This is a genomic window from Pseudomonas plecoglossicida NBRC 103162 = DSM 15088 (assembly GCF_000730665.1).
Lineage (GTDB): Bacteria > Pseudomonadota > Gammaproteobacteria > Pseudomonadales > Pseudomonadaceae > Aquipseudomonas > Aquipseudomonas plecoglossicida.
Genome location: NZ_BBIV01000052.1, coordinates 1 through 25,306, shown reverse-complemented (window position 1 = coordinate 25,306; position 25,306 = coordinate 1). Strand labels below are relative to the sequence as shown.

Annotated in this window: 28 protein-coding genes and 6 pseudogenes; 13 read left to right on the top strand and 21 right to left on the bottom strand. The window is 59.8% G+C overall.

What is annotated here, in order from left to right:
• Positions 1 to 233: 233 nt before the first annotated feature.
• Genes PPL01S_RS21880 through tnpB (PPL01S_RS21870) form a run of 3 tightly spaced genes read right to left on the bottom strand, consistent with a single transcriptional unit; the run spans position 234 to position 2,463 of the window.
• Positions 234 to 494, bottom strand: a complete 261-nt coding sequence (locus PPL01S_RS21880; RefSeq protein WP_016391994.1) for a DUF6429 family protein — start codon at positions 492 to 494, stop codon at positions 234 to 236.
• A 58-nt stretch (positions 495 to 552) separates the two neighbouring features.
• Positions 553 to 2,085: an IS66 family transposase gene (tnpC, locus tag PPL01S_RS21875; protein WP_016391993.1), complete on the bottom strand. Its 1,533-nt coding sequence runs from the start codon at positions 2,083 to 2,085 to the stop codon at positions 553 to 555.
• An 18-nt stretch (positions 2,086 to 2,103) separates the two neighbouring features.
• Positions 2,104 to 2,463 (bottom strand): IS66 family insertion sequence element accessory protein TnpB, encoded by a 360-nt coding sequence (tnpB, locus tag PPL01S_RS21870; protein ID WP_016391992.1) that lies wholly within the window; start codon positions 2,461 to 2,463, stop codon positions 2,104 to 2,106.
• An 86-nt stretch (positions 2,464 to 2,549) separates the two neighbouring features.
• Between tnpB (PPL01S_RS21870) and PPL01S_RS21865 the strand changes: the two are divergent.
• Positions 2,550 to 2,954 (top strand): annotated as a pseudogene (locus PPL01S_RS21865) (IS3 family transposase); the annotation flags it as partial.
• Between the two features lie 36 nt (positions 2,955 to 2,990).
• Here the strand turns inward: PPL01S_RS21865 and PPL01S_RS21860 are convergent.
• The 7 genes from PPL01S_RS21860 to tnpA form a co-directional block, all read right to left on the bottom strand.
• Positions 2,991 to 3,854, bottom strand: coding sequence for an IS3 family transposase (locus PPL01S_RS21860; protein WP_016391990.1), 864 nt, complete (start codon positions 3,852 to 3,854; stop codon positions 2,991 to 2,993).
• The gene (locus PPL01S_RS21855; protein ID WP_028626147.1) at positions 3,851 to 4,144 is read right to left on the bottom strand and encodes a transposase; all 294 of its coding nucleotides are present in this window, start codon (positions 4,142 to 4,144) and stop codon (positions 3,851 to 3,853) included. The genes PPL01S_RS21860 and PPL01S_RS21855 overlap by 4 nt, the downstream gene beginning before the upstream one ends.
• A gap of 75 nt (positions 4,145 to 4,219) precedes the next feature.
• Positions 4,220 to 5,341, bottom strand: coding sequence for an acyltransferase family protein (locus tag PPL01S_RS24885; protein ID WP_081663474.1), 1,122 nt, complete (start codon positions 5,339 to 5,341; stop codon positions 4,220 to 4,222).
• Between the two features lie 130 nt (positions 5,342 to 5,471).
• Complete coding sequence (locus PPL01S_RS24880) at positions 5,472 to 5,603, bottom strand: tail fiber assembly protein (protein WP_081663472.1); 132 nt, start codon at positions 5,601 to 5,603, stop codon at positions 5,472 to 5,474.
• Positions 5,604 to 7,151, bottom strand: a complete 1,548-nt coding sequence (tnpC, locus tag PPL01S_RS21845; RefSeq protein WP_016391987.1) for an IS66 family transposase — start codon at positions 7,149 to 7,151, stop codon at positions 5,604 to 5,606. It abuts the gene before it with no gap.
• Positions 7,152 to 7,200: 49 nt separating this feature from the next.
• The gene (tnpB, locus tag PPL01S_RS21840; RefSeq protein ID WP_016391986.1) at positions 7,201 to 7,536 is read right to left on the bottom strand and encodes an IS66 family insertion sequence element accessory protein TnpB; all 336 of its coding nucleotides are present in this window, start codon (positions 7,534 to 7,536) and stop codon (positions 7,201 to 7,203) included.
• On the bottom strand, positions 7,533 to 7,850 hold the full coding sequence (tnpA, locus tag PPL01S_RS24875; RefSeq protein ID WP_016391985.1) for an IS66-like element accessory protein TnpA: 318 nt from the start codon (positions 7,848 to 7,850) through the stop codon (positions 7,533 to 7,535). Before tnpA ends, tnpB (PPL01S_RS21840) begins: the two co-directional genes overlap by 4 nt.
• Positions 7,851 to 8,266: 416 nt before the next feature.
• On the opposite strand from tnpA, the pseudogene PPL01S_RS24870 reads away from it, so the two are divergent.
• The 3 pseudogenes from PPL01S_RS24870 to PPL01S_RS25830 form a co-directional block, all read left to right on the top strand.
• Positions 8,267 to 8,781 (top strand): annotated as a pseudogene (locus PPL01S_RS24870) (transposase family protein); the annotation flags it as partial.
• Positions 8,777 to 9,046 (top strand): annotated as a pseudogene (locus tag PPL01S_RS24865) (IS30 family transposase); the annotation flags it as partial. The pseudogenes PPL01S_RS24870 and PPL01S_RS24865, both read left to right, overlap by 5 nt.
• Positions 9,045 to 9,298 (top strand): annotated as a pseudogene (locus PPL01S_RS25830) (IS3 family transposase); the annotation flags it as partial. The pseudogenes PPL01S_RS24865 and PPL01S_RS25830, both read left to right, overlap by 2 nt.
• Before the next feature lie 55 nt (positions 9,299 to 9,353).
• Here PPL01S_RS25830 and PPL01S_RS25275 read toward each other — a convergent pair.
• The gene (locus PPL01S_RS25275; RefSeq protein ID WP_144062855.1) at positions 9,354 to 9,935 is read right to left on the bottom strand and encodes a hypothetical protein; all 582 of its coding nucleotides are present in this window, start codon (positions 9,933 to 9,935) and stop codon (positions 9,354 to 9,356) included.
• A 175-nt stretch (positions 9,936 to 10,110) separates the two neighbouring features.
• Here PPL01S_RS25275 and rfbB point away from each other — a divergent pair, with 175 nt between their 5' ends.
• From rfbB to PPL01S_RS21815, 3 genes are all read left to right on the top strand, one after another.
• Positions 10,111 to 11,193, top strand: a complete 1,083-nt coding sequence (gene rfbB, locus PPL01S_RS21825; protein ID WP_016391982.1) for a dTDP-glucose 4,6-dehydratase — start codon at positions 10,111 to 10,113, stop codon at positions 11,191 to 11,193.
• The gene (gene rfbA, locus PPL01S_RS21820; RefSeq protein ID WP_016391981.1) at positions 11,190 to 12,089 is read left to right on the top strand and encodes a glucose-1-phosphate thymidylyltransferase RfbA; all 900 of its coding nucleotides are present in this window, start codon (positions 11,190 to 11,192) and stop codon (positions 12,087 to 12,089) included. Before rfbB ends, rfbA begins: the two co-directional genes overlap by 4 nt.
• Before the next feature lie 171 nt (positions 12,090 to 12,260).
• A complete protein-coding gene (locus PPL01S_RS21815) occupies positions 12,261 to 12,593 on the top strand; it encodes a ComEA family DNA-binding protein (RefSeq protein WP_016391980.1) in 333 nt (110 codons plus the stop codon).
• A 124-nt stretch (positions 12,594 to 12,717) separates the two neighbouring features.
• Here PPL01S_RS21815 and PPL01S_RS24860 read toward each other — a convergent pair whose 3' ends face one another.
• A complete protein-coding gene (locus PPL01S_RS24860) occupies positions 12,718 to 12,885 on the bottom strand; it encodes a DUF2897 family protein (RefSeq protein WP_003252762.1) in 168 nt (55 codons plus the stop codon).
• Between the two features lie 181 nt (positions 12,886 to 13,066).
• On the opposite strand from PPL01S_RS24860, the gene pyrF reads away from it, so the two are divergent.
• Complete coding sequence (gene pyrF / locus PPL01S_RS21810; RefSeq protein ID WP_016391979.1) at positions 13,067 to 13,768, top strand: orotidine-5'-phosphate decarboxylase; 702 nt, start codon at positions 13,067 to 13,069, stop codon at positions 13,766 to 13,768.
• A 56-nt stretch (positions 13,769 to 13,824) separates the two neighbouring features.
• On the opposite strand, the gene kdsA is transcribed toward pyrF, so the two are convergent.
• Positions 13,825 to 14,667, bottom strand: coding sequence for a 3-deoxy-8-phosphooctulonate synthase (gene kdsA, locus PPL01S_RS21805; RefSeq protein ID WP_016391978.1), 843 nt, complete (start codon positions 14,665 to 14,667; stop codon positions 13,825 to 13,827).
• Positions 14,668 to 14,878: 211 nt separating this feature from the next.
• Positions 14,879 to 15,880, bottom strand: a complete 1,002-nt coding sequence (locus PPL01S_RS21800) for an NADP-dependent oxidoreductase (RefSeq protein WP_016391977.1) — start codon at positions 15,878 to 15,880, stop codon at positions 14,879 to 14,881.
• 172 nt (positions 15,881 to 16,052) lie between these two features.
• Between PPL01S_RS21800 and PPL01S_RS21795 the strand changes: the two genes are divergently transcribed.
• The 3 genes and pseudogenes from PPL01S_RS21795 (at position 16,053) to PPL01S_RS26110 (ending at position 19,096) form a co-directional block, all read left to right on the top strand.
• Positions 16,053 to 16,814 (top strand): SDR family oxidoreductase, encoded by a 762-nt coding sequence (locus PPL01S_RS21795; protein ID WP_016391976.1) that lies wholly within the window; start codon positions 16,053 to 16,055, stop codon positions 16,812 to 16,814.
• Positions 16,815 to 17,155: 341 nt separating this feature from the next.
• Positions 17,156 to 18,235, top strand: a pseudogene (locus tag PPL01S_RS26115) (HAMP domain-containing protein); the annotation flags it as partial.
• A complete protein-coding gene (locus tag PPL01S_RS26110) occupies positions 18,215 to 19,096 on the top strand; it encodes a methyl-accepting chemotaxis protein (RefSeq protein ID WP_415639472.1) in 882 nt (293 codons plus the stop codon). The pseudogene PPL01S_RS26115 and the gene PPL01S_RS26110, both read left to right, overlap by 21 nt.
• 111 nt (positions 19,097 to 19,207) lie before the next feature.
• Here the strand turns inward: PPL01S_RS26110 and PPL01S_RS21785 are convergent, their stop codons facing one another.
• Complete coding sequence (locus tag PPL01S_RS21785) at positions 19,208 to 20,398, bottom strand: benzoate/H(+) symporter BenE family transporter (protein ID WP_028626143.1); 1,191 nt, start codon at positions 20,396 to 20,398, stop codon at positions 19,208 to 19,210.
• A gap of 145 nt (positions 20,399 to 20,543) precedes the next feature.
• On the opposite strand from PPL01S_RS21785, the gene PPL01S_RS21780 reads away from it, so the two are divergent.
• The gene (locus tag PPL01S_RS21780) at positions 20,544 to 21,146 is read left to right on the top strand and encodes a glutathione S-transferase family protein (protein WP_016391974.1); all 603 of its coding nucleotides are present in this window, start codon (positions 20,544 to 20,546) and stop codon (positions 21,144 to 21,146) included.
• A 24-nt stretch (positions 21,147 to 21,170) separates the two neighbouring features.
• Here the strand turns inward: PPL01S_RS21780 and PPL01S_RS21775 are convergent, their stop codons facing one another.
• The 5 genes from PPL01S_RS21775 to PPL01S_RS21755 form a co-directional block, all read right to left on the bottom strand.
• Complete coding sequence (locus tag PPL01S_RS21775; RefSeq protein ID WP_016391973.1) at positions 21,171 to 21,536, bottom strand: glutaredoxin family protein; 366 nt, start codon at positions 21,534 to 21,536, stop codon at positions 21,171 to 21,173.
• Positions 21,537 to 21,594: 58 nt separating this feature from the next.
• The gene (folE, locus tag PPL01S_RS21770) at positions 21,595 to 22,140 is read right to left on the bottom strand and encodes a GTP cyclohydrolase I FolE (RefSeq protein ID WP_016391972.1); all 546 of its coding nucleotides are present in this window, start codon (positions 22,138 to 22,140) and stop codon (positions 21,595 to 21,597) included.
• 69 nt (positions 22,141 to 22,209) lie between these two features.
• Positions 22,210 to 22,770, bottom strand: coding sequence for a Smr/MutS family protein (locus PPL01S_RS21765; RefSeq protein ID WP_016391971.1), 561 nt, complete (start codon positions 22,768 to 22,770; stop codon positions 22,210 to 22,212).
• 169 nt (positions 22,771 to 22,939) lie between these two features.
• Positions 22,940 to 23,260, bottom strand: coding sequence for a hypothetical protein (locus PPL01S_RS21760; RefSeq protein WP_028626142.1), 321 nt, complete (start codon positions 23,258 to 23,260; stop codon positions 22,940 to 22,942).
• Between the two features lie 72 nt (positions 23,261 to 23,332).
• On the bottom strand, positions 23,333 to 23,923 hold the full coding sequence (locus tag PPL01S_RS21755; protein ID WP_016391969.1) for a cysteine hydrolase family protein: 591 nt from the start codon (positions 23,921 to 23,923) through the stop codon (positions 23,333 to 23,335).
• 180 nt (positions 23,924 to 24,103) lie between these two features.
• Between PPL01S_RS21755 and prmB the strand changes: the two genes are divergently transcribed.
• Positions 24,104 to 25,012, top strand: coding sequence for a 50S ribosomal protein L3 N(5)-glutamine methyltransferase (gene prmB, locus PPL01S_RS21750; protein WP_016391968.1), 909 nt, complete (start codon positions 24,104 to 24,106; stop codon positions 25,010 to 25,012).
• 88 nt (positions 25,013 to 25,100) lie between these two features.
• Here the strand turns inward: prmB and PPL01S_RS25360 are convergent.
• A pseudogene (locus PPL01S_RS25360) lies at positions 25,101 to 25,306 on the bottom strand (IS110 family transposase); the annotation flags it as partial.

Here is a 25,306-nt window from a genome sequence, read left to right as displayed (position 1 = left end):
TTTATCTAGATTTTTCTTATCAGTTGTCCGAGTTTTTCACCGTCCTTGGCTTTTTGGCCTTGGACGGTGAATCTGAAACCTTGCTTGAATACGTCTGAATCGCCCCTGGTTTCGTAGACACCTCCAAGCCTCATAATGAGGCCCAAATAGGAGGAGCCATGAGTCGTCAGCGTTACCCCGAAGAATTCGTAAGTGATCCATAAACCCCACCCGTTACATGAAGGACGGGGAAATTAGGTATTCGAGTCGGGCGCCTGCCCCGCTTGAGCCCTTAACCCGAACAACTGGTCAGCTAGCTGACGGCCTCTCTCCAGTCCCTCCGCCGTCAACCAAATGGATTTGTTTCTGTTAACAGGATCACTGATGAAGCCCTGTTCATGCAGTCGATTCATGATCTCGAAGTCGAATCCTTTCCACGCGTTACCCTTGTCGGAGCTATAGGCTGCCAACAGGGCAAGCACTGCGTCTTCAATCAGCCTATCGTCGTATTCCATAGTCGTTACTCCGTTCTTGTTCTTCAAGGCTCCACCTGACCCACAATGGGCAGAGCACTCAGCTATGTATTTTAGGCGTGCAATTCCACGGCAGCAGCGCTTCATAGTCTTCCACTGAGGACGCCAGCGGCAAGCGTTCCAGTGCGTGGCGCAGCCACGCATAAGGCTCTTTGCCGTTGGCTTTGGCCGTCTCAACCAAGCTGTAAAGTTGCGCACTGGCCGTCGTGCCTCTGGGCGTGTCACTGAACAACCAGTTCTTTCTGCCAATGACAAACGGGCGGATCGCACGCTCGGCGGCGTTATTGTCGATCGGCAAGTCACCATGCTCGACGTAGCGTTCTAACTTGCTCCAGTTGCTGGCCAGATAGCCGATGGCTTTACCCAGTACATTCTGGGCCGTGACCTGAGGCTGTGTTTTCTCCGTCCAGCTTTTCAACTGGGCCAGCACCGGTTGACTGCGCGCCTGGCGGGCCAGCTTGCGATCTTCATCGCTGCCGTCCTTAAGGTCACGCTCGATGCCATACAGCTTGTTGATCAAATTCAGGGCGATGTCTGCGCGCCCGGTTTTACCCTTGGGCTGCACTTTCTGCGCGTCGACGAACTTGCGGCGTGCGTGCGCCCAGCAGCCCAATCGCTCCACGCCGTCCTGTGCGGCCAGCGCGTTGTAACCGGCGTAGTCGTCGGTCATGACATAGCCGCGATAGCCATCCAGCAGGCGCGTCGGCACTTCCTGCGCTCGGCTGGGGGCATAGTCGAAAAGGATCACTGGCCGATCAGGTGGGCCGCCGGTTTGTACCCACATCCAGGATTGACTGCTGGGCTCACGCCCAGGCTCTTTCAACACCTGCACGCGGGTTTCATCACAGTGGATGATCCGACTGCTCAACAGGCTTTCGCGCATCAGATTCAGCAGCGGCTGCAAGTGCTCGCTGCACTGAATCACCCAGCGTGCCAAGGTTTGGCGTGGGATATCGATACCGTGGCGCCCCAGAACTTTTTCGAAGCGGTGAAGCGGCAGGCCGTCTACATATTTGGTGGTCAGCAGCATGGCCAGCACACTTGGGCTGGCCATGCTTTTCTCGATCACCTGGGCGGGCTTGTCCGCCATTGCGGGCGCTGACTCGCAGTCCCGGCAGCCGTACACCTTGCGAACATGTTTGATGACGCGAATTTGCATCGGGACGATTTCAAGCTGTTCGCTGACCTCTTCACCGATGACATGTTTGCGGCAGCCGCAAGCGCAGGTCAGTTCATGCTCGGGCAGTTCGTGGACGACTTCGATACGCGGCAAATCAGCCGGCAGTGGCTTACGCTTGCCACAGCGCTTGGTCGGTGCAACGACTTCTTCGTCGCCGGCCTCATCCAAGGGCTCGGCCAGGCTTTCCGCCTCGTCGAAGAGCGGCAATTGTGGCGTTGCCGCATCGCCTGTCTGCTCGGTCTTGCGCCCGAACAGGCGCTGGCGCAGCAGCGCAACTTCCTCTTCGAGATGAACGATCTTGCCCTTGTCGGACGCGCGCTCGTTGATCATCTGCTCAAGCAATTGCTTGAGCAGAACAGGGTCGTCAGGGAGGTTTTCGGGCATGGAAATCATGCCGCGGATTATACCGAATCAGGCCACGTATCGAGGCGTCAAAACCTGATGCGGACGGTTGCGCCAGAGGTCGAAGCCGTCGAGTAGCCAGTTCAGTTCCCGAACGGTCAGTACGATGGCGACGTCAGTTGGATCGGGTGAGGTTTTGAACCGTTCGGAGTCCAGGCGTTTGAGCCACAGGCAGAAGCTGTTGCGTTCCCAATACAAGATCTTCACGCGGTTGCGCGGCTTGTTGAGGAAAACGAAAAGCACCGGGTCGAACACCGCCACCTTGATATCGAGTTCGACCAGCGCGGCCAGGCCATCGATGGATTTTCGAAAGTCGACGGGCTTGGGGTAGAGGTAGACTTTTTCGACTTTGGCGTCGGGTCGCATCATCGTCGGCGAACTCCAGAAAGAAATCGGGAGCACAGCATCGGGGATCGGGTAAGCGCTTTGAATGTGGGGTTCATGGAGCGCTTACGTTCAAAGTCAGTGAGCCGAATAAGGTCTGGGTAACCGATATCACTTACATCCGCACCTATGAAGGATGGCTGTACCTGGCGGTAGTCCTGGATCTGTTTTCCCGCCAAGTGATTGGCTGGTCAATGAAGCCCCGGATGTGCAGCGACCTGGCGATTGACGCGATGTTGATGGCCGTGTGGCGCCGCAAACCACGGCAGCAAGTGATGATTCATTCAGACCAAGGCAGTCAATTCAGTAGCTCAGATTGGTAAAGCTTCTTGAAGGCCAACAATATAATCAGCAGCATGAGCCGGCGGGGAAACTGCCACGACAATGCCGTAGCCGAAAGCTTTTTCCAGCTTTTGAAGCGGGAGCGAATCCGACGGAAAATCTACGCAACACGTGACGAAGCCCGAAGTGATATTGGGCCTGCCCTGTGGCAGCGGACGCCAAGAAGCTGGTTACTGAGCCAACTGCCTTAAGCCTTTTGCGTATTCGTTCGGTGAACGATAGCCCAGTGCCGAATGCAGCCGACTGCTGTTGTAAAACCCATGGATGTAGCTGGCAATTGCCAGGTGAGCCTGTTTCTTGGTGGGGTAGACCGTGCAGGCTTCCTCCCTCTTCAACGTAGCGAAGAAGCTTTCAGCTACAGCGTTATCCCAGCAGTTTCCTCTCCGGCTCATGCTCTGCGCGAAGCCCTTCTTGGCCAAAGCGAAACGAAATTTGCTGCTCGCGTACTGGCGCCCTTGGTCGGAATGGAAAACCACTCCGTAGACGCCCAAACATGCGTTCCAGGCGTTCATGAAAGCGCGCTCGACCAAGTCGTCAGGCATCCTGTCCGCCAAGCTGTAGCCCAGCACTTGACGCGTTTGGATACTCAGTACCACTGCCAGATAAAGCCAACCCTCTTTCGTAGAGATATAAGTGATATCGCTGACCCAGGCTGGGGTGGTGCTTTGGACAGAGAACTGTCGATCCAATAAGTTACTCGCCACCGGCAGCGCATGGTGACTGTCGGTGGTGCACGGCCTGAAACCGCCCTTGGATCGGCCTTGTAGGTGCTCTTCATGCATCAGCCGGTCAACGCGCTTGTGACCCACCGCGTGGGCCTGTTGCCGTAGCGCCTCGACCAGCCTCGGTCGACCATAGGTCTTACGGCTAGCCGCATAAGCCTTGCGCAGATCGATGCGAATTTGTGCATCCGGATCTGGACGGCCTTGGCGGTGCAGATAGTCGTAAAACCCTGAAACCGAGACACCCATCACCCGGCACAATAGACGCACCGGGAACTGAGCCCGTTCTTCAGCGACGAAGGCGTATCTCACCTGGACTCTTTGGCAAAGAATACCGCCGCCTTTTTTAGGATTTCACGCTCCAGTTTGAGCTCAGCGTTCTCGGCTCGTAATCGCGCTAATTCGCTATCTTCCTTGGTGATCGGGCGACGGTCAGCAGAGCTCAACGGCTGGCCACTGCGCGAAGCGTTAACCCAGTTGTCCAACGTTTTCACAGATATCTCCAGCTGGCGAGCAGCTTCCGTCCTGCCAAGCGTTTCAGCCAGCGCAACGGCCTGAATCTTGAACTCATCGGTGTAGTTGCGGCGAGTGGTCGGGTACATGGCAACCTCCAAGATAGCGATGTAAGTATCGCTTCTTGGCGTCCGTTGTCACGGGGCAGGCCCACTGATTAGTTTTTATGCAGGAACAGCGGCAGCTTTGTCCTTGAACATTTTCGATGCGACCCGCCGCCCTTTTTCCCTAAGTGGAGACTCGATGAATCTGTATGAAGCCTCACTCAGCAGGAGGGTTAGAGCAAGTGCCGCGATTCCCAGGATGTAAGGCGTTTCACCACCCTTAGGCAGCACGCCATAGAAGCGGACAAATGTCTCACGCACAAGGAGAATGGAAAGCATATGAGTAAGGTACATTGAGTATGATCTCTCTCCAAGGTAAGCCATTACCTTCGAGCAAGCTCCAGTGCGCGCAAAGTATCCTTTATCGTAGGAGGCAACAAAGACAAGCAAGCCAGAGACCAAGGCCACAAGCCCGTTAAAGAACCAGACAACCTCCTTCTTTGCAACCAACACCAAAAGCATACACAGAACAATTGAGCAAATCATTCGCGAACGTGTTGAATCCAAGAAGCGTGGAGCCAGACTTTCTGCATACCCCTTAACATGAATACATGCTATCAACACGCCAATGCAGATAGCATCGGTCCGGAAAAACCAAAGCGGAGACGGCCATGGGCGATGGAGGAACATCTGAGAAACAGCCAAGGCGGCGGCCAATATAGCGATCTTTCGATTCCCAAGGAAAAACAGTAAAACTGGGAAAATAAAGTAGAACTGCTCTTCAAGTGAAAGGCTCCAATAGATCCTTAATGGCGAAGCGGCAGTACACTGAACATACTCAGTGTAAAGACAAGAAACCATTCTGAAATTTTCTACTTGAAGCCAAGCCGCCACTGCTGCTAAAACGTTGTGCTCGAACGTATCAAAGGAGTTGCGTTGGTTGTAAGCAAAGGAGAGAAACAGCACTACTAACGACCAAAACAGTGCAGCAGGCCACAGCCTAAAAAACCGTCTAACCAAGAAAGGTACATAGAAACGGATGAAGTTAGATTCGCGCTTAGCAAGAAGCCCTCTGGCAATTACGAACCCCGATATACAAAAGAATAAGTCAACACCACCACCAAGCCAAAAATAGTGCGTATATGCGCTAAGCGGCAACACAAGCGGCTCAAGGTGAGCGATTACCGTCAACAATATGGCGTATCCGCGTAGGCTCTGAATTTCTAAATTTTTGCTTGCCACAACCCCTCCCTAAAGCAGTCACAATCGACGCAAAAACGGGATAATACAGTAGCCCTAGGTTGTGCGCATTCGCCAATACTGCCAGCTCGTCGCGATGTCACTCTGGAGGCTTAGGCCAGTCTACATCGGATCAGTATCCAAGCTGTTCCGTGATGCGATTTAGAGCTACACGGTATCGCTTCCATTCGATCAGCGATGCAATCTCAGCCTCGGTCGCCTCATCGAGATCAGCGTAAGCGGTCAGGCATCCCGTCTTGCGCAACTAAGTCGGTTGCCATCGATGCGGCAACAACTCCCCAATCTCACTCGCCCGCTGCGTCGGCAAGCGAGTAAGAACATCCTTCAGATAAGCATACGCATCATGCCCGTTGAGCTTGGCCGATTGGATCAAACTCATCAGCGCCGCAGCACGTTGACCGCTGCGTAGTGAGCCAGCAAACAACCAGTTCTTCCGCCCTAGAGCCCATGCCCGTATCTGATTTTCCAGGTGGTTATTGTCTATGGGCACCGCGCCGTCATCCAGGTAACGGCGCAACGCAGCCCAACGCTTGAGGCTATAATCCAGCGCCTTGGTAATCCCCAAACCTTCATGCACACGCTCGCGCTGGGCGATCATCCAGGCATGAAACGCGTCCATCAGGGGAGCTGCTTTTTCCTGGCGTATTCGTCGCCGGACATCCGGTTCCAAATCGCGGACTTCGCGTTCAACTTCATATAAAGCCGCGATGTACCGCAATGCTTGCTCGGCCAGCACGCTTTTTTGGGTGACGTGCAGATTGTAGAACTTACGGCGGGCGTGGGTCATGCAGCCGATTTCAGTGACGCCAAGTGCAAAACTGGCTTTGTAACCACCGTAATCGTCGCAGACCAACTTGCCTTTCCAGCCGCCGAGGAAGTTACGGGTATACTCGCCCGAGCGGCCAGGGCTGAAGTCGTACACCACCGCGCTTATCTCAGCGAACGCGGTCGTGGCGTAGCCCCAAACATAAGCTCGATGGGTTTTCTTCTCGCCCGGCGCGAGCATCTGCACCGGCGTTTCATCGACATGCACCACGTTGTGCTCAAGCACGACTTCGCGCAGGGCATCGACCAGTGGCTGTAATTGCACGCCGCAAACGCCGACCCAACTGGCCAGTGTTGAACGAGGAATCGCGAGACCTGCCCGCCCGAAGATTTGCTCCTGGCGGTACAACGGCAAATGATCGGCGTATTTCGCGATCATCACCTGGGCCAACAGCCCGGCCGTCGGGATGCCTTTGTCGATCACCTGCGCCGGCACTGGCGCCTGAATCAAGGTTTCGCAGTTGTCGCAGACCCATTTGCCACGAATATGCCGTTCAACGCGAAACACACCTGGTACGTAGTCGAGCTTCTCGCTGACGTCTTCGCCGATGCGCTTGAGGGCGCACCCGCATTGGCATTGAGTGTTTTCTGGATCGTGATGAATCAGTGTGCGAGGAAACTCGGCAGGCAACGCAGTGCGTTTGGGTTGCTGGCGGACTGCCGATTGCGCTGGCTTCGGTGCCAGGATTTCAAGCTCTGCTTCGATGGCGGCCAGGTCGGTCTCAATCAGGTCGTCGAGCAAGCTGGCCTGATCAGGGCTGAACGACTCGGAACGTTTGGCGAAGCGGTGGCGTTTGAGCTGGGCTATTTCGTGAATGAGTTGCTGATTGCGGGTCTTCTGATGAAGCACCTCTTTGTCGAGGCTCGCCAGCTGCGTATCTAGATGCTCAACGCGTTTGAGCAACTGCGCAGCGAGGCTGCGCAGTTGTTCGGTGTCGAGCTGATCGAGAGGAGTAGTAGGAATCATGGCGTTGACTCTGCCCGATCTGCTGATCAATGTATGTCATCCATGTCTCTTAATGGTTACGGATGGCTCCGTCAGACCCAAGCCGTTGCCAGGGAAGACCGACGACCAGAGCCTGTAATTGCTCGGGGCTTAACTCCATTTGATCGCCATGTCGGTTGCTCGGCCAGGAAAACTTCCCCTGGTGCAGGCGACGTGACGCCAACCAAACGCCCAGTCCGTCGTGCACTAACACCTTCATGCGGTTGCCCCGGCGATTGGCAAAGAGGTAAGCGCAGTGCGGCTGCGCCGCACCGAAGACAGACACGACACGGGCGAGGGCTTTCTCGGTGCCGGAGCGCATATCCATCGGTTCGGTGGCCAGCCAGATCGCATCGATGCGGATCACGAAGCAAGTCCACGGACAAAACGGACACACCCTTCGGGATCAGAAGACGGCCATTTCACCGTGATGGTTTGCTCGCCAAATGGCAGCTCGATGACCACAGATGACTCGGCCTGCCTTTTCGGGGCGACCTTTACCGGAACAAACGCCGGCAGGGTTGCGGGTGGTTGATCTCGGAAAAGTGGCAGCCACTTGCGGATCACGTTGGCATTGATGCCGTGACTGATGGCTACGCTGGAAATGGAGGCGCCGGGTTGCAGGCATTCCTGGACAACCTGGGCTTTGAACGACTTGGGGTAAGAGCTTCGTTGGCGCATTTAAGGGCTATCGCGTCCGCTTAAAAATAGGCGGACACCATCGCCCTTAATTTGGGAGGTCGGTAGGTGTGTTCACCGTTCGCTTACAGATCAGCTGCATTCTGAAGGGGGGCAAACCTAAGGGTAGCGGTAGCCAACAATCCATCTCGGGTAGTTAATGCGATGCTTTCCAGACTTGGAGCAGATGCCTGAGGGAATTCGGCGAATCGTGAGTCACATCTCCAATTTCAACGATGCCAGGCCATACATCTGGGTTTTGTTCGCTTGGGAATACGCTTATGATTTTTCCGTTTGCATCAATCTGGGTAAATAGCATGTCATCAAATCTCGTACTGTGTAGCGCAACCGATAAAGGACGCCTTACCTGTATTAGAGTTTGTCGAGGCATAGACTGTCTGCGCGACGGCTATTGGCGAGAGCAGCGAATCAAGGAGCTTGAGCAGCAGCTTGAGCTGATGAGCCAAAAGGCTCAGTTTTTTGAGACGGTAGTTGATGTCCTGAAGAATTATTACGGTGTATCGGTCATAAAAAAGCGATCCGGCAAGTCCTCTCGCAAGGTCAAGTCGAAGGACTGAGCATTGCCAGGGCTTGTCAGTTTCTAGGCATCAGCCGACAGGCTTACTACAAGCGTAATCGAGCTGCCGATAGCAAAGCATATCAGGCAGATCGGGTTGACGAGTTTGTTCAGCAAGTCCGGATGCGCCAGCCCCGCTTGGGGACGCGAAAGCTTCATTATCTGCTGCATCGCCAGCCTGACAGGCGTGTCCAAGTCGGGCGAGACCGGTTGTTTCAAGTCTTGGGAGAGCGTCGCTTGCTGGTGCTGCCCAAGCGGGCATATCACAAGACAACGCAAAGTTTTCATCGCTTCTACCGTCATCCCAACCTACTCAAAGCAGGCCCGAATCAGGTTGTCCCGTCAGGCCCGGAGCACGGTAAAGGTCTTCTTCGCTGACCCCCATAACCCATAGCAGCGCGGTACGAACGAAAATACGAATGGTCTTCTGCGCCAATACTTCCCCAAAGGTACCGACATGTCTCGCTGGAGTGCTCAACAGATCCAAGCTGTAGCCCAGGTACTGAACGCGAGGCCCCGAAAATCACTTGGCTGGAAATCACCCGCTGAAGCTCTGAATGAGCATCTGTTCAACAATCCAGTGTTGCAACCACCGATTCAATCCGCCCAGTTTAGTAGCTAAGATTGGCAATGTAATCAGCAGGATGCGTCGCGTGGAAATTTCCACGACAATGCCGGGGTCGAAAGATATTTCCAGCATTTAAAGCGGGAACGAATCCTACAAAAAATCTACGCAGCGCGCGAAGAAGCCCGAAGTGATATCCCCGATTGCATCTAGATGCAATATAACTCTAAGCTTCAATATGGCAGTGCTATGCAGCTGAATCCAGTAGATTATGAAAAACGCTATTTTCTGAGTTTGGATAGCGTCTAGGGAGCCAGGAACGATTCATGCTGTACTTGCATTGTTGGTAATTGTCGAGTCGTGGTTACAGTGTAGGGCTTTCTGATGGCGGTGTTATGCCGTTTTGGCCAAGATTTGTATCAATAATTGAACTTGAAAACGTAATAGAGTATCGCCCAAGATCACTAAGGTTCCGTCCAAAGTTTACAGACACCCCTTGAGTAATCCACTTGTAAGCCTCTGTCTCGTAACATGCTCCAGAGTTTAATTTTACCCAATGGCTTGCACTTGTTGCTGGCTCCCCTAGCTTATCAGTGAGCATTTCTTTGACCAGATACAGATTGCTGGCGTTGCCAGTCAACACCAATTGACTTACAGTCTGATCCGTAACAGTAGCGAAAAGCTTATAATTTTGCGGAATTGGCAAATACGGTAAACCCCGGATCTCATAGGTTCCAAGTTTTGTGGTCGCAATCCGGCAAGGTTCACTTGGATAATTTTCTGCCGCTGCACACTCCGGCACCTCGGCCATGAAATTCCCTTGCAGCTCAACACCTAGGAACGCACTAGGCGTGATAACTTGGTCAGCAAGCTGCGTGGATTGTGCCCAGATAGGCAAGGGGGCAAACAGGGCCGCAATAACGACAGAACGAATCATGGAAGGCATGAGCGATCCCAGTGAGTGGATGGTTTTCGTGAAAATGGTCAGTATTTTGCACTGCCGGCAATGACAGTACAAGTGTCAACAGCGTAAAAGGCGTCTTACCGCTATACTTCTGCAAATTCCCGTCTAGAATTGCGCTAGCTACTTTCAGTCACACACATGAGAAGCGTTCAACCCTATGACAGTACTGGTTACCGGCGGCGCCGGCTTCATCGGTGCGAATTTCGTGCTGGATTGGGTAAGCCAGTCAGGCGAAAACCTAATTAACCTGGACAAGCTGACGTACGCCGGCAACCTGCAAAGCCTGGCCAGCCTGGAGGGAAACCCGCAGCATTTTTTCGTGCACGGTGATATAGGTGACGGTGCGTTGATTAAGCGCCTGCTGGAGGAGCACCGCCCGCGAGCAGTGCTCAACTTCGCAGCCGAGTCGCATGTCGACCGCTCCATTCACGCGCCGCAAGCTTTTGTGGAAACCAACGTGGTGGGTACCTTCCAGCTGCTTGAAGCGATTCGCGGTTACTGGCAGGACCTGGATGAGGTTGATCGGGCTGCGTTCCGCTTCCTGCACGTCTCTACCGACGAGGTCTATGGCTCGCTCAAAGCTGGTGAGCCGGCGTTCACTGAAACGCATCAATATCAGCCCAACAGCCCATACTCTGCCAGTAAAGCGGCGAGTGACCACCTGGTACGCTCCTACCACCACACCTACGGTCTGCCCGTGCTGACCACCAACTGCTCGAACAACTACGGGCCACTGCATTTCCCGGAAAAACTCATTCCGTTGATGATCGTCAACGCCTTGGGCGGCAAGGTGCTGCCAGTGTATGGCGATGGTCAGCAGATTCGCGACTGGCTGTACGTCAAAGACCACTGCAGCGCCATTCGCCGGGTGCTGGAAGCCGGCACGGTGGGCGAGGTGTACAACGTTGGCGGCTGGAACGAGAAGCCGAACCTCGAGATCGTCAGGTGCGTCTGCGCCCTGCTGGACGAGCTGCGCCCGCGGGCTGACGGCAAGCCCTATGCGGCGCAGATCTCCTACGTCGCCGACCGCCCTGGCCACGACCGGCGCTATGCCATCGATGCCCGCAAGCTGGAGCGCGAGCTGGGCTGGAAGCCGGCCGAGACGTTCGAGACCGGTATTCGCAAAACGGTGCAGTGGTACCTGGACAACGCCGCCTGGGTCGAGGGCGTGCAGTCGGGCAGTTATCGCGAATGGGTAGAAAAGAACTACAGCGGCCGTTCAGGGAAGCACGACACATGAGCACGATCAAACCACGCAAAGGCATCATTCTGGCGGGCGGCTCGGGTACGCGCCTGCACCCGGCGACACTGGCGATTTCCAAGCAACTGCTGCCGGTGTACGACAAACCGATGATCTACTACCCGCTGACCACGCTGATGCTGGCGGGTATCCGCGACATTCTGATCATCTCCACCCCGATGGACACACCGCGCTTCGAGCAATTGCTGGGCGATGGCCACCAGTGGGGCATCAACATCAGCTATGCGGTGCAGCCTTCGCCGGACGGCCTGGCCCAGGCCTTCATCATTGGCGAAGGTTTCATCGGCAACGACCTGTCGGCGCTGGTGCTGGGCGACAACATCTACTACGGCCACGACTTCCACAAGTTGCTCGACGGTGCCATGGCGCGCAGCGAAGGGGCGAGTGTATTCGCCTACCATGTGACCGACCCCGAGCGCTATGGCGTGGTCGAGTTCGATGGCCAAGGCAGGGCTGTCAGCCTGGAGGAAAAGCCACAGCAGCCGAAGTCCAACTATGCGGTGACCGGGCTGTATTTCTACGACCAGGATGTGATCGAGATGGCCAAGGGGCTCAAGCCATCGCCACGTGGCGAGCTGGAGATCACCGACATCAACCGGCTCTACATGGAACGGGGGCACTTGTCGGTCGAGGTCATGGGCCGGGGTTATGCCTGGCTCGATACCGGTACCCATGATTCGCTGCTCGAGGCCAGTGGTTACATAGCCACCCTCGAGCGCCGGCAGGGCCTCAAGGTCGCATGCCCGGAGGAAATGGCCTTCCGCCAGCAGTGGATCGGTGCGGAGCAGCTGCAAGCGCTGGCCGAGCCGATGCGCAAGAACGGCTATGGCCAGTACCTGCTGCGTCTGCTGCGTGATCCTGTCCTGCAAGGTTGAAGGTAGTGTGCACGCCTGCCGTAGGATGTTTCGCTGGCGGGTGTGCAACATGCTGTGACGTCTGATTTGGTAACCATTGCCCGCTGGGAACAACTGCCTGTGTGCCGCTAGGTTGTAGGGGCAGCCAAGGAAACTGGCTGTCCGCAACCTCAATTCACAGGAGTGACCCTCATGCGCAATACCGTCCTCAATTACCTGCTGTTGCCTCTGTTCGCCGGCTTGTCGTTTTCCCTCAGCGCGGCGCCGGGGGCTGCGACGGTGCCGACCGAGCCAGTACCGCTGGTCAGCCAGGCGCAGGCGCCGGTGGAACGCTTGAATTTGAACGCCGCTGATGCATCGACATTGCAGAAGGAGCTGAACGGGATCGGCAAAGCCAAGGCCGAGGCGATCGTGGCGTATCGGGAGGCCAATGGGCCGTTCGCCACGGTGGACGAACTGCTCGAAATCAGGGGAATAGGCAGCGCGCTGCTGGAGCGCAATCGCGACAGGCTGATGGTGGAGTAGTGGTGTAACAGCATGCCCTTTGTGGGAGCCGGCTTGCCGGCGATCGGGCCAACCCGGTTTCTTGTCTGTGCTGGCCTCATCGCCGGCGAGCCGGCTCCCGCAGGGGTTGTTGCTTCAATCTCGGTTATCGGTCCTGCGCATCCTTGGCATCCGCCTCGGCATTGCGTTCATGCACCTTGCGCAGTTGCTCTTCGGTCAGCGGCAGTTTTTTCGCTGTATCGCGCAGCATCATCAGCCCGCCGACGATCGAGCCGAGGGCTATGATGAGTATCAGCCAGGCATACCAGGGCATTGTCGTTCTCCTGTGGCGTCGAGGGCTTCGCTTGTATAGCGGTTGATCGGTTCCCTTGACCATTGGTTCAATTATAGGAGCCATGCCTGGCCGGGCCAATTCTGATGACCCGCGGCCCCCAAAGCCTGCGTCACTTCGTTTACAATGCGCGCCGATTTCGACTTGCCAAGAGACCCTGACCATGTCCGCCTGCCAGACGCCCCTGATCGTCGCCCTGGATTTTCCCACCCGTGACGCCGCCCTGAAGCTGGCCGACCAGCTCGACCCTGCCCTGTGCCGGGTGAAGGTTGGCAAGGAGCTGTTCACCAGCAGTGCTTCGGGCATTGTCGAGACCCTGTGCGCCAAGGGCTTCGAAGTGTTCCTCGACCTCAAGTTCCACGACATTCCCAACACCACGGCCATGGCGGTCAAGGCGGCGGCGGAGATGGGCGTATGGATGGTCAACGTGCATTGCTCCGGTGGCCTGCGCATGATGTCGGCCTGCCGCGAAGAGCTGGCCAAGCGCAGTGGCCCGCAGCCGCTGCTGATCGGTGTGACCGTGCTGACCAGCATGGAGCGTGAGGACTTGGCCGGCATCGGTCTGGATGTCGACCCGCAGGAGCAGGTGCTGCGCCTGGCTGCGCTGGCCGAGAAGGCGGGCATGGACGGTCTGGTGTGCTCGGCCCTGGAAGCGCCGGCGCTCAAATCTGCGCACCCGTCGCTGCAGCTGGTGACGCCTGGCATTCGCCCGGCCGGGAGTGCGCAGGACGACCAACGCCGCATTCTTACCCCACGCCAGGCACTGGATGCCGGTTCCGACTACTTGGTGATCGGCCGCCCGATCAGCCAGGCGGCAGACCCGGCTCAGGCGCTGGCGGCGGTGGTGGCCGAGATTCGCGGCTGATTCGCGAAGCAAAAAAATGGGGCTGCATGTGCAGCCCCTTTTTTTTGCTTCGTGTTTCAGGTAATGACCAGCGGCTGGAACGACTTGACCAGGTCATCCAGCGCCTTGATCTGCGCCAGGAACGGCTCCAGCTTGTCCAGTGGCAGGGCGCTCGGGCCGTCGCACTTGGCCTGGTCCGGGTTCGGGTGGGCTTCCAGGAACAGGCCTGCCAGGCCTACAGCCATGCCGGCACGGGCCAGGTCGACGACCTGCTCGCGGCGGCCACCGGAGGCGGCGCCGGACGGGTCGCGGTTCTGCAGGGCGTGGGTGACGTCGAAGATGATCGGCAGGTTGTTGCAGGTCTTCTTCATCACGCCGAAGCCGAGCATGTCCACGACTAGGTTGTCGTAGCCCATGCAGGTGCCACGGTCGCAGAGGATCAGCTGGTCGTTACCGGCTTCGTTGAACTTCTGCACGATGTTCTGCATCTGCGAAGGGCTGAGGAACTGCGGCTTCTTGATGTTGACCGGCTTGCCGGTCTTGGCCAGGGCCACTACCAGGTCGGTCTGGCGGGCCAGGAAGGCCGGCAGTTGCAGGACGTCGACGACTTCGGCGACCGGGGCGCACTGGTAGATCTCGTGCACGTCGGTGATGATCGGGACGCCGAACTCGGCTTTGACCTTCTCGAAGATGCGCAGGCCTTCTTCCATGCCCGGGCCACGGTAGGAGTGGATCGAGGAGCGGTTGGCCTTGTCGAAGCTGGCTTTGAAGACATAGGGGATGCCCAGCTTCTGAGTGACGCGCACGTACTCTTCACAGGCCTTGAGGGCCAGGTCTTCGGATTCGAGGACGTTGATGCCGCCGAAGAGGACGAAGGGTGCGCTGTTGGAGCACTCGATGGTTGGGGTGATCTTGATCATGTTCTTTCTCTGCAAATCCCAGTCACTGGTTTCAGTGGCGATGGGTGATCTTACAAGATCTCGGTGAGCCGTGCAGGCCCACGAATTCTGGAAAGCTCATGGATAGCGCGATCCCTGTGGGAGCCGGCTTGCCGGCGATAGGGCCCGAATGGTGTTTGCATGGGCCGGCCTCATCGCCGGCAAGCCGGCTCCCACAGTCAAACGAGTGGATTCAGACCTTCAGCACCAACTTGCCGAAGTTCTCCCCGCTGAACAGCTTGAGCAGCGTCTCGGGGAAGGTCTCCAGGCCGTCCACCACATGTTCTTTGCTCTTGACCTTGCCGCTGGCCAGCCACCCGGCAATCTCCTGCGCGGCCTTGCCATAGTCCTTGGCGTGGTCCATCACCACGAACCCTTCCATCCGCGCGCGGTTCACCAGCAGCGCCAGGTAGTTGGCCGGGCCCTTGACCGCTTCCTTGTTGTTGTACTGGCTGATGGCGCCGCAGATGACGATGCGGGCCTTGAAGTTGATGCGGGTGAGCACCGCGTCGAGGATCTCGCCGCCCACGTTGTCGAAGTACACGTCGACGCCCTTGGGGCATTCACGCTTCAGGCCGGCCAGCACGTCCTCGGCCTTGTAGTCGATCACGCCATCGAAGCCCAGTTCGTCCATGAGGTACTGGCATTTCTGTGCGCCGCCGGCGATGCCGACCACACGGCAACCCTTGAGCCTGGCGATCTGGCCGACGATGCTGCCGACCGCACCCGCCGCGCCCGAGATGACCACCGTGTCGCCGGCCTTGGGCTGGCCCACGTCGAGCAGGGCGAAGTAGGCGGTCATGCCGGTCATGCCCAGCGCCGACAGGTAGCGGGGCAGGGGGGCGAGGTTGGGGTCGATGTTGTGCAGGCCCTGGGGTTCGCCGGTGAAGTAGTCCTGCACGCCCAGCGCACCGCTGACGTGGTCGCCGGGTTTGTAGTCAGGGTGCCTGGAGGCAACCACTTCGCCCACGCCGAGCGCGCGCATCACCTGGCCCAGGGCCACGGGCGGGATGTACGACTTGCCTTCGTTCATCCAGCCGCGCATGGCCGGGTCCAGCGACAGGTACAGGTTGCGCACCTGTACCTGCCCCTCGGCCGGTGCTTCGGCGGGCACGGTCTCGAAGCTGAAGTCGTCGCGGCGCACGGCACCGACCGGGCGTTTGGCTAGCAGGAAGCGGCGGTTGCTCTGGGTCATGGCGGGTCCTTGAGGGCGGTAGGCGAAAGCGTTGAATCTAGTCTGCTGATGCAGGGCAGTGGGCAAAATCACTGGTAAGCATGGTAGCCCAACCGTTGCCCTGATGATGCTGCCCAGCCGGGCGGAGGGCTGACTAGACTCATGGCCGACCTTTCACGATCGGGAGCAACCCATGAGCATGACCTTTTCCGGCCAGGTAGCCCTGGTCACCGGCGGCGCGGCGGGTATCGGCCGGGCGACGGCGCTGGCGTTCGCCCGCGAGGGCCTGAAGGTGGTGGTGGCCGACCTCGATCCGGTGGGCGGCGAGGCCACGGTGGCCCTGTTGCGCGAGGCCGGTGGCGAGGCGCTGTTCGTGGCTTGTGACGTGACCCGCGATGCCGAGGTTCGCCAGCTGCATGAGCGGGTCATCCAGGCCTATGGCCGCTTGGACTACGCCTACAACAACGCCGGCATCGAGATCGAGCAGGGCCGCCTCGCCCAGGGCAGCGAAGCGGAGTTCGACGCCATCATGGGGGTCAACGTCAAAGGCGTATGGCTGTGCATGAAGTACCAACTGCCGCTGCTGTTGGCCCAGGGCGGCGGTGCGATCGTCAACACCGCATCGGTGGCCGGGCTGGGTGCCGCGCCGAAGATGAGCATCTACAGCGCGTCCAAGCATGCGGTGATCGGCCTGACCAAGTCGGCGGCCATCGAATATGCCAAGAAGGGTATCCGGGTGAATGCGGTGTGCCCGGCGGTCATTGATACCGACATGTTCCGCCGCGCCTACGAGGCCGACCCGCGCAAGGCCGAATTCGCCGCTGCCATGCACCCGGTGGGGCGCATCGGCAAGGTCGAGGAAATCGCCAGCGCGGTGCTGTACCTGTGCAGCGATGGCGCGGCGTTCACCACTGGCCATAGCCTGACCGTGGATGGCGGGGCGACTGCCATCTGATCAAGACCTGCGCAAGAAACTGAGGGAGAACCTCTGGGAGGGCCTGCGAGAAAAAAACTGTGGGAGCCGGCTTGCCGGCGATAGAGCCAGAGCAGGTATTCGCCAGGATTGGCCTCATCTACCAGGGCGCACCCAGCGACTGGCTGCGGATCAATGTCGCTTATGGGCAGGACGCATGCGCCCAAGCCTTCCTTCTGCACGCAGGGCGACCTTCAGCACGCTGAAAGCGACACGCACATAGCCATTTGACACTATTGTGCCGCCGAGCGCTTGTGCGCGGGCTGGCAAGGTTGCCACCCTTGGCCCTCGGCACAACCTGACAAGTCGAAGGGGGATCGGCGATGGCAGCGAGCAGGCACGGTGTTCTGGCCAACCTGGGCATGGCCCGCAAGATGGGCCTGGGCTTTGCCCTGGTGTTGCTGCTGACCCTGGCGGTGGCAGCCATCGGTATCGCTGCCTTGCACAGTGTCGGCCAGCGTTTCGACAGCCTGCGCGAGCTGGGCCGTTTGAATACCGACCTGTTGCGGCTGCGTCAGCACGAGCAGGCCTTCGCCCTGCGCTCCGACAGCGAAGAGGCCGAAGCCTTGCGCAGCGGCCTGCGCAACCTGAGCGAGCGCGTCCGCAGTCAGCCTGCTCTGGCGGCAGTCGAGTCAGACCTGGCGGCCTATGGCCAGGCATTTGATGCCTACGTCGAAGTGGTGCAGGGCAAGGAGCTGGTGCTGGATACCGCCAGCTGGTCGGTGTCCAGCGTGGCCAACAACCTCGACGTGGTGCAGGCCGGATTGGCTGACGACGGCGCCTACACCCTCAAGCAATCCCAGGGTCAGCAAGGCAGTGAATTTCTCGAGCAGTCCGCGCAGGTGGCGCAGGTGTCGCGGCTGATGCTGCAGGCCATGGACCAGGCACGGGTGCGCCTGGAGCAAAGCCGCAAGGGTGAGGGGGATGCCAGCCAAGGGCGCATAGAGCAGACGGTCGAAGCCGCAACGCTGGTCGACCAGCTCAAGACAACGGTGGCCGATGCCGGTTACCAGAGCGTGCTGGGCGAGGTGGCCGGACACATTGCCGGATTTACCGGCAAGCTCGACGAATACACCGACCTGCTCGGCAAGGAACAAGGCCTCAAGGCGCAATTGCAGGCGCGTGCCGAGCAGGTCACCGGGCGGGTGGATCAAGCCTATGTCGGGCAAGAGCAGGCCATGCAGGCCGAGTTGACGCGCAATGCGCTGGCCATCGCTGCCGCGACCGCCCTGGCGCTGCTGGTGGGGGTGCTGGCCGCCTGGCTGATCACCCGTGCGCTGGTCGGCCCGCTCAAGCGTGTGATTGCCCGGGCCCGGCGCATTGCCGACGGGGAACTGGGCGATGAGCCGCAGGCCCCGCGCAACGATGAAGTGGGCCAGTTGATGCGGGCCATGCAGCACATGGCGACCGGCTTGTCGGGCATCGTCAGGGGCCTGCAGCAAGGCATCGAGCAATTGGCGGGCAACGCCCAGGCGCTGTCGGCGGTGACCGAGCAGACCAACCGCGAAGTGGGCAGCCAGAAGGATGAGACCGAGCAGGTGGCCACCGCCATGCAGCAGATGACGGCCACCGTGCACGATGTGGCGCGCAATGCCGAAGAAGCCGCGTTGGCTGCGCAGGCCGCCGATGCCAAGGTCGATTCCGGCCAGCAGGTGGTGCGCCAGAGCATGCAGCGCATCGAGCAACTGGCCGCTGCGGCGGAAACCGCCAGTGCTGGCATCGATAGCCTGAGCGCCGAGATCCACACCATCGGCGGTGTGCTGGAAGTGATCAAGAGCGTGGCCGAACAGACCAACCTGCTGGCGCTCAACGCCGCCATCGAAGCGGCCCGGGCGGGCGAACAGGGGCGAGGTTTTGCGGTGGTGGCCGATGAGGTGCGGGCCCTGGCCCGGCGTACACGGCAATCGACCGAGGAGATCGAGCGGCTGGTCGCCAGCCTGCGTGGCAATGCCCAGCAGTCGGTGGCGCAGATTCGCGGCAGCACCGAGCTGGTGCGCCTGGCGGTGGCCGACGCGCTGCAGACCGAAAGTGCCTTGGGCAGCATTGCCCTGGCGGTGTCATCGATCCAGCAGATGAACCAGCAGATTGCCGCGGCAGCGGAGCAGCAGAGTTCGGTGGCTGAAGAGATCAGCCGCAGTGTCACGCAGATTCGTGGGAGTGCCGATCAGGCGGCGTTGGCGATGCAGGGCAATGCGCTGTCCAGTGTCGAGCTGGCGCAGTTGGGCAACGACCTGAAGGGGATGGTGGGGCATTTCAGGTTGTGATTGTCTTCGTGGGCCCTATCGCCGGCAAACCGGCTCCCACAGTGTCACCACGGTTCTCAGGCTTGCGGTGTACCTGCGGGAGCCGGCTTGCCGGCGATAGGGCCCAACCAGTCAAACCCTGCGCGGGCTGAGAATCAACAGGGTCAGCACCCCCGCGACTATCCCCCAGAACGCCGACCCGATCGAGAACAGGGTGAACCCCGACGCCGTCACCATGAAGGTGATCAGCGCCGCCTCCCGCTCCCGCACTTCACCCATGGCCACCGTCAGTCCGTTCATGATCGATCCGAACAGCGCCAGCGCCGCGATCGACAGCACCAGCTCCTTCGGCAACGCGGCGAACAGTGCGGCCAGGGTGGCGCCGAATACCCCGGCTATGCCGTAGAAAATCCCGCACCACACCGCTGCGGTGTAGCGCTTGCTCGGGTCTTCATGGGCGTGTGGCCCGGTGCAGATGGCCGCGCTGATCGCTGCCAGATTGACCCCGTGCGCGCCGAACGGCGCCAGCAGCAGCGAGGCAAACCCGGTGGCCGAAATCAGCGGCGAGGCCGGAAGCTGGTAACCATCGGCCCGCAGCACGGCCACCCCGGGCATGTTCTGCGAGGTCATGGCCACCACGAACAGCGGTATACCGATGCTGATGGTCGCGGCCAGCGAGAAGCTGGGCGTGGTCCACACCGGCGTTGCCACTTCCAGTTTGAAGCCGCTGAAGTCCAGCAGGCCAAGCGCGCCCGACAGCGCCGTGCCGACCAGCAACGCGGCCAGCACGCAGTAGCGCGGCGACAGGCGCTTGACCAGCAGGTAGCTGAAGAACATGCCCAGTACCAGCAGCGTGCGGTGCTGCGCGGCGACGAAGATCTCGCTGCCGATCTTGAACAGGATGCCGGCCAGCAAGGCCGATGCGAGGGACGCCGGGATACGCTTGACCAGGCGCTCGAAGCTGCCGGTCAGGCCACAGATCAGCACCAACACGGCGCAGGTGACATAGGCACCGATGGCTTCGCCGTAGCTGACGCCGCCCAGACTGGTAATCAGCAGCGCTGCACCGGGCGTCGACCAGGCCACGGTGACGGGCGTGCGGTAGCGCAACGACAGGCCGATGCTGCAGACCGCCATGCCGATCGACAGGGCCCAGATCCAGGAAGAGATCTGCGCACTGGTCAGGCCTGCCGCCTGGCCCGCCTGGAACATCAGCACCAGTGAGCTGGTGTAGCCGGTGAGCATGGCGATGAAGCCGGCGACCACCGCCGACGGGGAGCTGTCTGCCAGGGGCCGCAGGCGTGCGGAAGTGGCATCGGTCATGGGTTGGGTCCTTGTCCATGTGTAAGCGTTTTTTGCAGCCTAACGCGGGCCCGCTTGATCCTTGTCATACAGCGAGCATTGCTTTTAGCCGTACAGTCGCCAACTATTGGGCCCTGACGCGCAACTGCATGGGAGGGAGCGGGCGATGTACAAGGTCTATGGCGATTACCAGTCGGGCAACTGCTACAAGGTCAAGCTGATGCTGAGCCTGCTGGACAAACCGTATCAATGGCACCCGGTGGATATCCTCAAGGGCGAGACCGAGACCCCCGAATTCCTGGCCATGAACCCCAACGGCAAGGTACCGGTGCTGCAACTGGAGGACGGCACTTGCTTGTGGGAGTCCAACGCCATCCTCAACTTCCTGGCCGACGGCAGCGAGTTCCTGCCCAGCGAGCCGCGCTTGCGCACCCAGGTGCTGCAGTGGCAGTTCTTCGAGCAGTACAGCCATGAGCCATACATTGCCGTGGCGCGGTTCATCCAGTTCTACCTGGGCTTGCCGGACGAGCGGTTGGAGGAGTACCGCAAGCTGCACAAGGGTGGCTACAAGGCGCTGAGGGTGATGGAGCGGCAGTTGCAGATGACGCCGTACCTGGTGGGCGAGCAGTACTCGATTGCCGATGTGGCGCTGTATGCGTACACCCATGTGGCGCATCAGGGAGGGTTCGAGCTGACGGACTACCCGGCGGTGCGGGCCTGGCTGGAGAGGGTGGCCAGGCATCCGCGGCATGTGTCGATGGTGGACTGAGACCTTATCGGCCCTATCGCCGGATCAGGCGAACCGTTTGTCCAGGTAGGCAATGATGGCCTTGGACTCGTACATCCAGGTCACCTTGCCAGCTTCTTCGATACGCAGGCACGGCACCTTCACCCGGCCACCACCTTCCAGCAGCGCCTGGCGATGCACTTCATCGTTCCTGGCATCGCGCAGCGCCACCGGTACGTTCAGCCGATGTAGGGTGCGGCGGGTCTTGACGCAGAACGGGCAAGCGTGGAACTGGTACAGCGCAAGGCCCTTGGCCTGCTGCTCGACGTGGGCCTGGGCCGTGGCATCGCGCTTGCGCTTGGCCGGGCGGCTGATCCAGTCGCCGAACACGATGAGCTGGCCGAGGCCGACCCGCAAGGCTTTGACGATCATGGGCAACTCCTGAAAAGAAAAAGCCGACCCCGCGGGGTCGGCTCGGGTCACGCGCCGATCACTTGATCAGGCTGAGGAACTCGCTGCGGGTAGCGGAATTTTCACGGAACTCGCCGAGCATCACCGAGGTGAGCATGGTCGAGTTCTGCTTTTCGACGCCGCGCATCATCATGCACATGTGCTTGGCTTCGATCACCACTGCCACGCCAGCGGCGCCGGTCACCTGCTGGACAGCCTCGGCGATCTGGCGGCTGAGGTTTTCCTGGATCTGCAGGCGGCGAGCGTACATGTCGACGATTCGCGCGACCTTGGACAGGCCCAGCACCTTGCCCTTGGGCAGGTAGGCCACGTGGGCCTTACCGATGAAAGGCAGCATGTGGTGCTCGCACATCGAATACAGCTCGATGTCCCGGACCAGCACCATCTCGCTGTTGTCGGAGGTGAACAGCGCGCCGTTGGTGACCTCTTCCAGCGTCTGCTCATAACCGCGGCAAAGGTATTTCATGGCCTTTGCAGCCCGCTTGGGCGTGTCGAGCAGGCCCTCACGGGAGACGTCCTCGCCGATCTGGCTGAGGATCTCGGTGTAGTTCTGTTCCAGGGACATGTATCTACCTGTGGGTAAAATCGCAAAAACGAAGGGTACGGCGGCAAAGCCTACGCTGCAAGTGTGGCGTTACTCGTCGCGGCCTTCCATCATGGTTCGCTTGAGCATTACATACACCGCGCCGGTGCCGCCGTGGCGGGCCTGGCAGGAGGTGAAGCCCAGCACTTGCGGGTGCTGGCGCAGCCAGGTGTTGACGTGGCTCTTGATCATCGGCCGCTTGCCGTCCAGGCGCGCAGCCTTGCCGTGGGTGACACGCACGCAGCGCACTTCGAGCTTGGTGGCTTCGGCGATGAAGTCCCACAGGGTTTCGCGGGCCTTTTCCACGCTCATGCCGTGCAGGTCGAGGCTGCCTTCGAAGGCGATCTGACCGAGCTTGAGCTTGCGAATCTGGCTTTCCTGTACCCCGTCGCGGCGCCACATGAGCTCGTCTTCGGCACCCACGTCGATGACGAACTGGTCGGACAAACCGTCGATCACCAGCGGCTGGTCGCTGCGCACGGTCGCGGCCTGGCGCAGGCTGGCCAGCTGCTTGCGGTCGGCCTTGGGTTTGCCGATATCGGCGCGGTCGTGCTTGATCGGCTTGACGCCGCGCACTTCGGCGCTGAACAGGGAAAAATCGTCGTCTTGCATGCTGCCTCCACCTGGGCGGCGTAGTCTACGCCATCATCCTGGTGGCGTCAGTAGCGGCCCTATCGCCGGCAAGCCGGCTCCCACAGGTACATCACAAAAGCCTGAACACTGTGGAGTCCCTGTGGGAGCCGGCTTGCCGGCGATGAGGCCAGAAGCCCCGACAGAAGCTTCAATGGTGCTTCTTCATCAGGTGCGGCGAAAGGTTCAACTCCCGTCCTCGACGCAAGCGAATACGGCTGCGCCGCCAGAACCTCACGCCGAAGTACAACAGCACCAGCCCAACCACCGTGACGATGCCGGCCAGCGGCCGATTGGCATTGAGCTCGGCCAGCGCCGTGTAGTTGCCGAGCAGCCCGGCGATGCCGGCCATGGCCAGCAGTACGCCGAGGGTGGCGAGCAATGCCGACAGGCCGGCAGCCAGGCGAGCACCCCAATTGCGCGGTTCGCGTTGGCGCAGGCGCTTGGCGTCGAAACTGCCTTTTAGCTTCATTCCGATTTCCTCTCTGGACATCAGGAATTGGACCGGGCGCCAACTGTCGGGTTCCGCCTGGCTGCCGGGCGGTCAGATCAGGCTGGCAGTCGGGGCGACGCAGGCGAAGTTGTCAGCCATCACGGCCATTTCGCACTGGTGGATCTGCGCAGCAGGGATTACCCGGTCCTTCAACGCCAGGTCGCGGGTGGCCGAGGCATCTTCCACCAAGGTGCAACGATAACCATAGTCCTTGGCGCGGCGTACCGTGGTGCTGACGCTGGAGTGGCTCATGAAACCGCAGACGATCAGGTCAAGGTGCCCCAGCGCTTGCAGGGTTTCGTGCAGCTTGGTGTTCTTGAAGGCATTGGGCATGCGTTTTTCGATGACGACTTCACCTTCGCGCGGCTCCAGGCCCGGGATGAACTGGCCAGCAGGGCCCTGCGGGTCGAAGCGGCCGCCAACGGTACCGAGGTGGCGAACGTGGATGATCGGACGGCCCGCCTTGCGGGCAGCGTCGAGCAACCTGGCGATGTTGGCCACGGCCTCGTCCATGCCCGACAGTTGCAGAGGGCCGCTCAAGTACTCCTTCTGCGCATCGATGACGATCAGGCTGGCTTGGCTCAGCTTGGCCGGCGGGTAGTCGCGGCCAGTGAGGCGGAACATCGTGGTTGGAACGGACATCAAGGGCTCCTTGGGTAGGGCTTTTGTATACCTATTCTCCCTTGCCTTGGCGCCAATGTGAATGGTTGACATCGCAACCAGCGTGGTTGCTGGCCTGTGGAGAGTTGCCAGGCGATCCGTGGCAACAAATGTGCGGGTGGGGCTGTTAGACTTTTGTACGGTCTGAATTAGGAGTACCCCGTGATCACATCTCGTCTGCGCACGTTGCGCGACCATATCCGTTGGGCGGTCAGCCGCTTCCATGAGCACGAGTTGTTCTTCGGCCACGGTGCCGACAATGCCTGGGACGAAGCGCGCCTGCTGGTGCTGGGTGCCGTGCACCTGCCGTGGGAGATTGCCGACAGCTACCTCGACTGCCAGCTCGAGGACGATGAGCGGGTGCGGCTGCAGCATCTGCTCAAGCGCCGCATCGAAGACCGCGTACCGACCGCCTACCTGCTGGGCGAGGCGTGGTTCTGTGGCATGTCGTTCATCGTCGACGAGCGCGTACTGGTACCGCGTTCGCCCATTGGCGAGCTGATCGAAAAACGCTTCGAGCCCTGGCTGGCCGTGGAGCCCGCGCGCATCCTCGACTTGTGCACCGGTTCCGGCTGCATCGGTATCGTGGCCGCGGAAGTGTTCCCTGAAGCCGAGGTGGTACTGGCCGACCTGTCGTTCGACGCGCTCGAAGTGGCCAACCAGAATATCGAGCGTCACGGCCTCGAGGAGCGCGTGTACACGGTGCAGGGCGACGGCTTCGGCGGTTTGCCGGGGCAGCGTTTCGACTTGATCCTGTCCAACCCGCCGTATGTCGACGCCGAAGACTTCGGCGACATGCCAGCGGAGTATCACCACGAGCCGGAGATGGGCCTGGCCTGTGGCAATGACGGCCTGGACCTGGTGCGGCGGATGCTGGCCGAGGCGGCCGAGCACCTGACCGACAAGGGTTTGCTGATCGTCGAGGTAGGCAACAGCCAGGTGCATGTCGAGGCGCTGTACCCCGAAGTGGACTTTGCCTGGCTGGAGTTCGAGCGGGGCGGACATGGGGTGTTCATGTTGACTGGCGAGCAGTGCAGGCAGCACCAGGAGCTGTTCAAGGCTCGCGTCTGACAGGCATTGGGGCTGCTTTGCAGCCCATCGCCGGCAAGCCGGCTCCCACATCAGATCACCGCCGACCTTGTGGGAGATTCTATGGTTTTCAGCAAGCCAATTTGCCGCCCTTGGTGACGTATTCGTCCTGATTTTTCATCAGGGCGAATGCCACACGTGCGAGTTTCCGGGCCAGGATGACCAGGGCTTGAGTGGTTGCTTTGCCGCTGTTCCGATGATGCTCGTAAATATCTTTCCAAGCCGCTGACCTGCTCGCAGCCATTGCCGCGTTGTGCAGCAGGCGGCGGATCTCAG

Coding starts and splice junctions, on each gene's coding strand:
- PPL01S_RS21880 (WP_016391994.1), bottom strand. CDS start 494: ATGGAATACGACGATAGGCTGATTGAAGACGCAGTGCTTGCCCTGTTG.
- tnpC (WP_016391993.1), bottom strand. CDS start 2,085: ATGATTTCCATGCCCGAAAACCTCCCTGACGACCCTGTTCTGCTCAAG.
- tnpB (WP_016391992.1), bottom strand. CDS start 2,463: ATGATGCGACCCGACGCCAAAGTCGAAAAAGTCTACCTCTACCCCAAG.
- PPL01S_RS21855 (WP_028626147.1), bottom strand. CDS start 4,144: ATGTACCCGACCACTCGCCGCAACTACACCGATGAGTTCAAGATTCAG.
- tnpC (WP_016391987.1), bottom strand. CDS start 7,151: ATGATTCCTACTACTCCTCTCGATCAGCTCGACACCGAACAACTGCGC.
- tnpA (WP_016391985.1), bottom strand. CDS start 7,850: ATGCGCCAACGAAGCTCTTACCCCAAGTCGTTCAAAGCCCAGGTTGTC.
- PPL01S_RS25275 (WP_144062855.1), bottom strand. CDS start 9,935: ATGCCTTCCATGATTCGTTCTGTCGTTATTGCGGCCCTGTTTGCCCCC.
- rfbB (WP_016391982.1), top strand. CDS start 10,111: ATGACAGTACTGGTTACCGGCGGCGCCGGCTTCATCGGTGCGAATTTC.
- rfbA (WP_016391981.1), top strand. CDS start 11,190: ATGAGCACGATCAAACCACGCAAAGGCATCATTCTGGCGGGCGGCTCG.
- PPL01S_RS21815 (WP_016391980.1), top strand. CDS start 12,261: ATGCGCAATACCGTCCTCAATTACCTGCTGTTGCCTCTGTTCGCCGGC.
- PPL01S_RS24860 (WP_003252762.1), bottom strand. CDS start 12,885: ATGCCCTGGTATGCCTGGCTGATACTCATCATAGCCCTCGGCTCGATC.
- pyrF (WP_016391979.1), top strand. CDS start 13,067: ATGTCCGCCTGCCAGACGCCCCTGATCGTCGCCCTGGATTTTCCCACC.
- kdsA (WP_016391978.1), bottom strand. CDS start 14,667: ATGATCAAGATCACCCCAACCATCGAGTGCTCCAACAGCGCACCCTTC.
- PPL01S_RS21800 (WP_016391977.1), bottom strand. CDS start 15,880: ATGACCCAGAGCAACCGCCGCTTCCTGCTAGCCAAACGCCCGGTCGGT.
- PPL01S_RS21795 (WP_016391976.1), top strand. CDS start 16,053: ATGAGCATGACCTTTTCCGGCCAGGTAGCCCTGGTCACCGGCGGCGCG.
- PPL01S_RS26110 (WP_415639472.1), top strand. CDS start 18,215: ATGCGGGCCATGCAGCACATGGCGACCGGCTTGTCGGGCATCGTCAGG.
- PPL01S_RS21785 (WP_028626143.1), bottom strand. CDS start 20,398: ATGACCGATGCCACTTCCGCACGCCTGCGGCCCCTGGCAGACAGCTCC.
- PPL01S_RS21780 (WP_016391974.1), top strand. CDS start 20,544: ATGTACAAGGTCTATGGCGATTACCAGTCGGGCAACTGCTACAAGGTC.
- PPL01S_RS21775 (WP_016391973.1), bottom strand. CDS start 21,536: ATGATCGTCAAAGCCTTGCGGGTCGGCCTCGGCCAGCTCATCGTGTTC.
- folE (WP_016391972.1), bottom strand. CDS start 22,140: ATGTCCCTGGAACAGAACTACACCGAGATCCTCAGCCAGATCGGCGAG.
- PPL01S_RS21765 (WP_016391971.1), bottom strand. CDS start 22,770: ATGCAAGACGACGATTTTTCCCTGTTCAGCGCCGAAGTGCGCGGCGTC.
- PPL01S_RS21760 (WP_028626142.1), bottom strand. CDS start 23,260: ATGAAGCTAAAAGGCAGTTTCGACGCCAAGCGCCTGCGCCAACGCGAA.
- PPL01S_RS21755 (WP_016391969.1), bottom strand. CDS start 23,923: ATGTCCGTTCCAACCACGATGTTCCGCCTCACTGGCCGCGACTACCCG.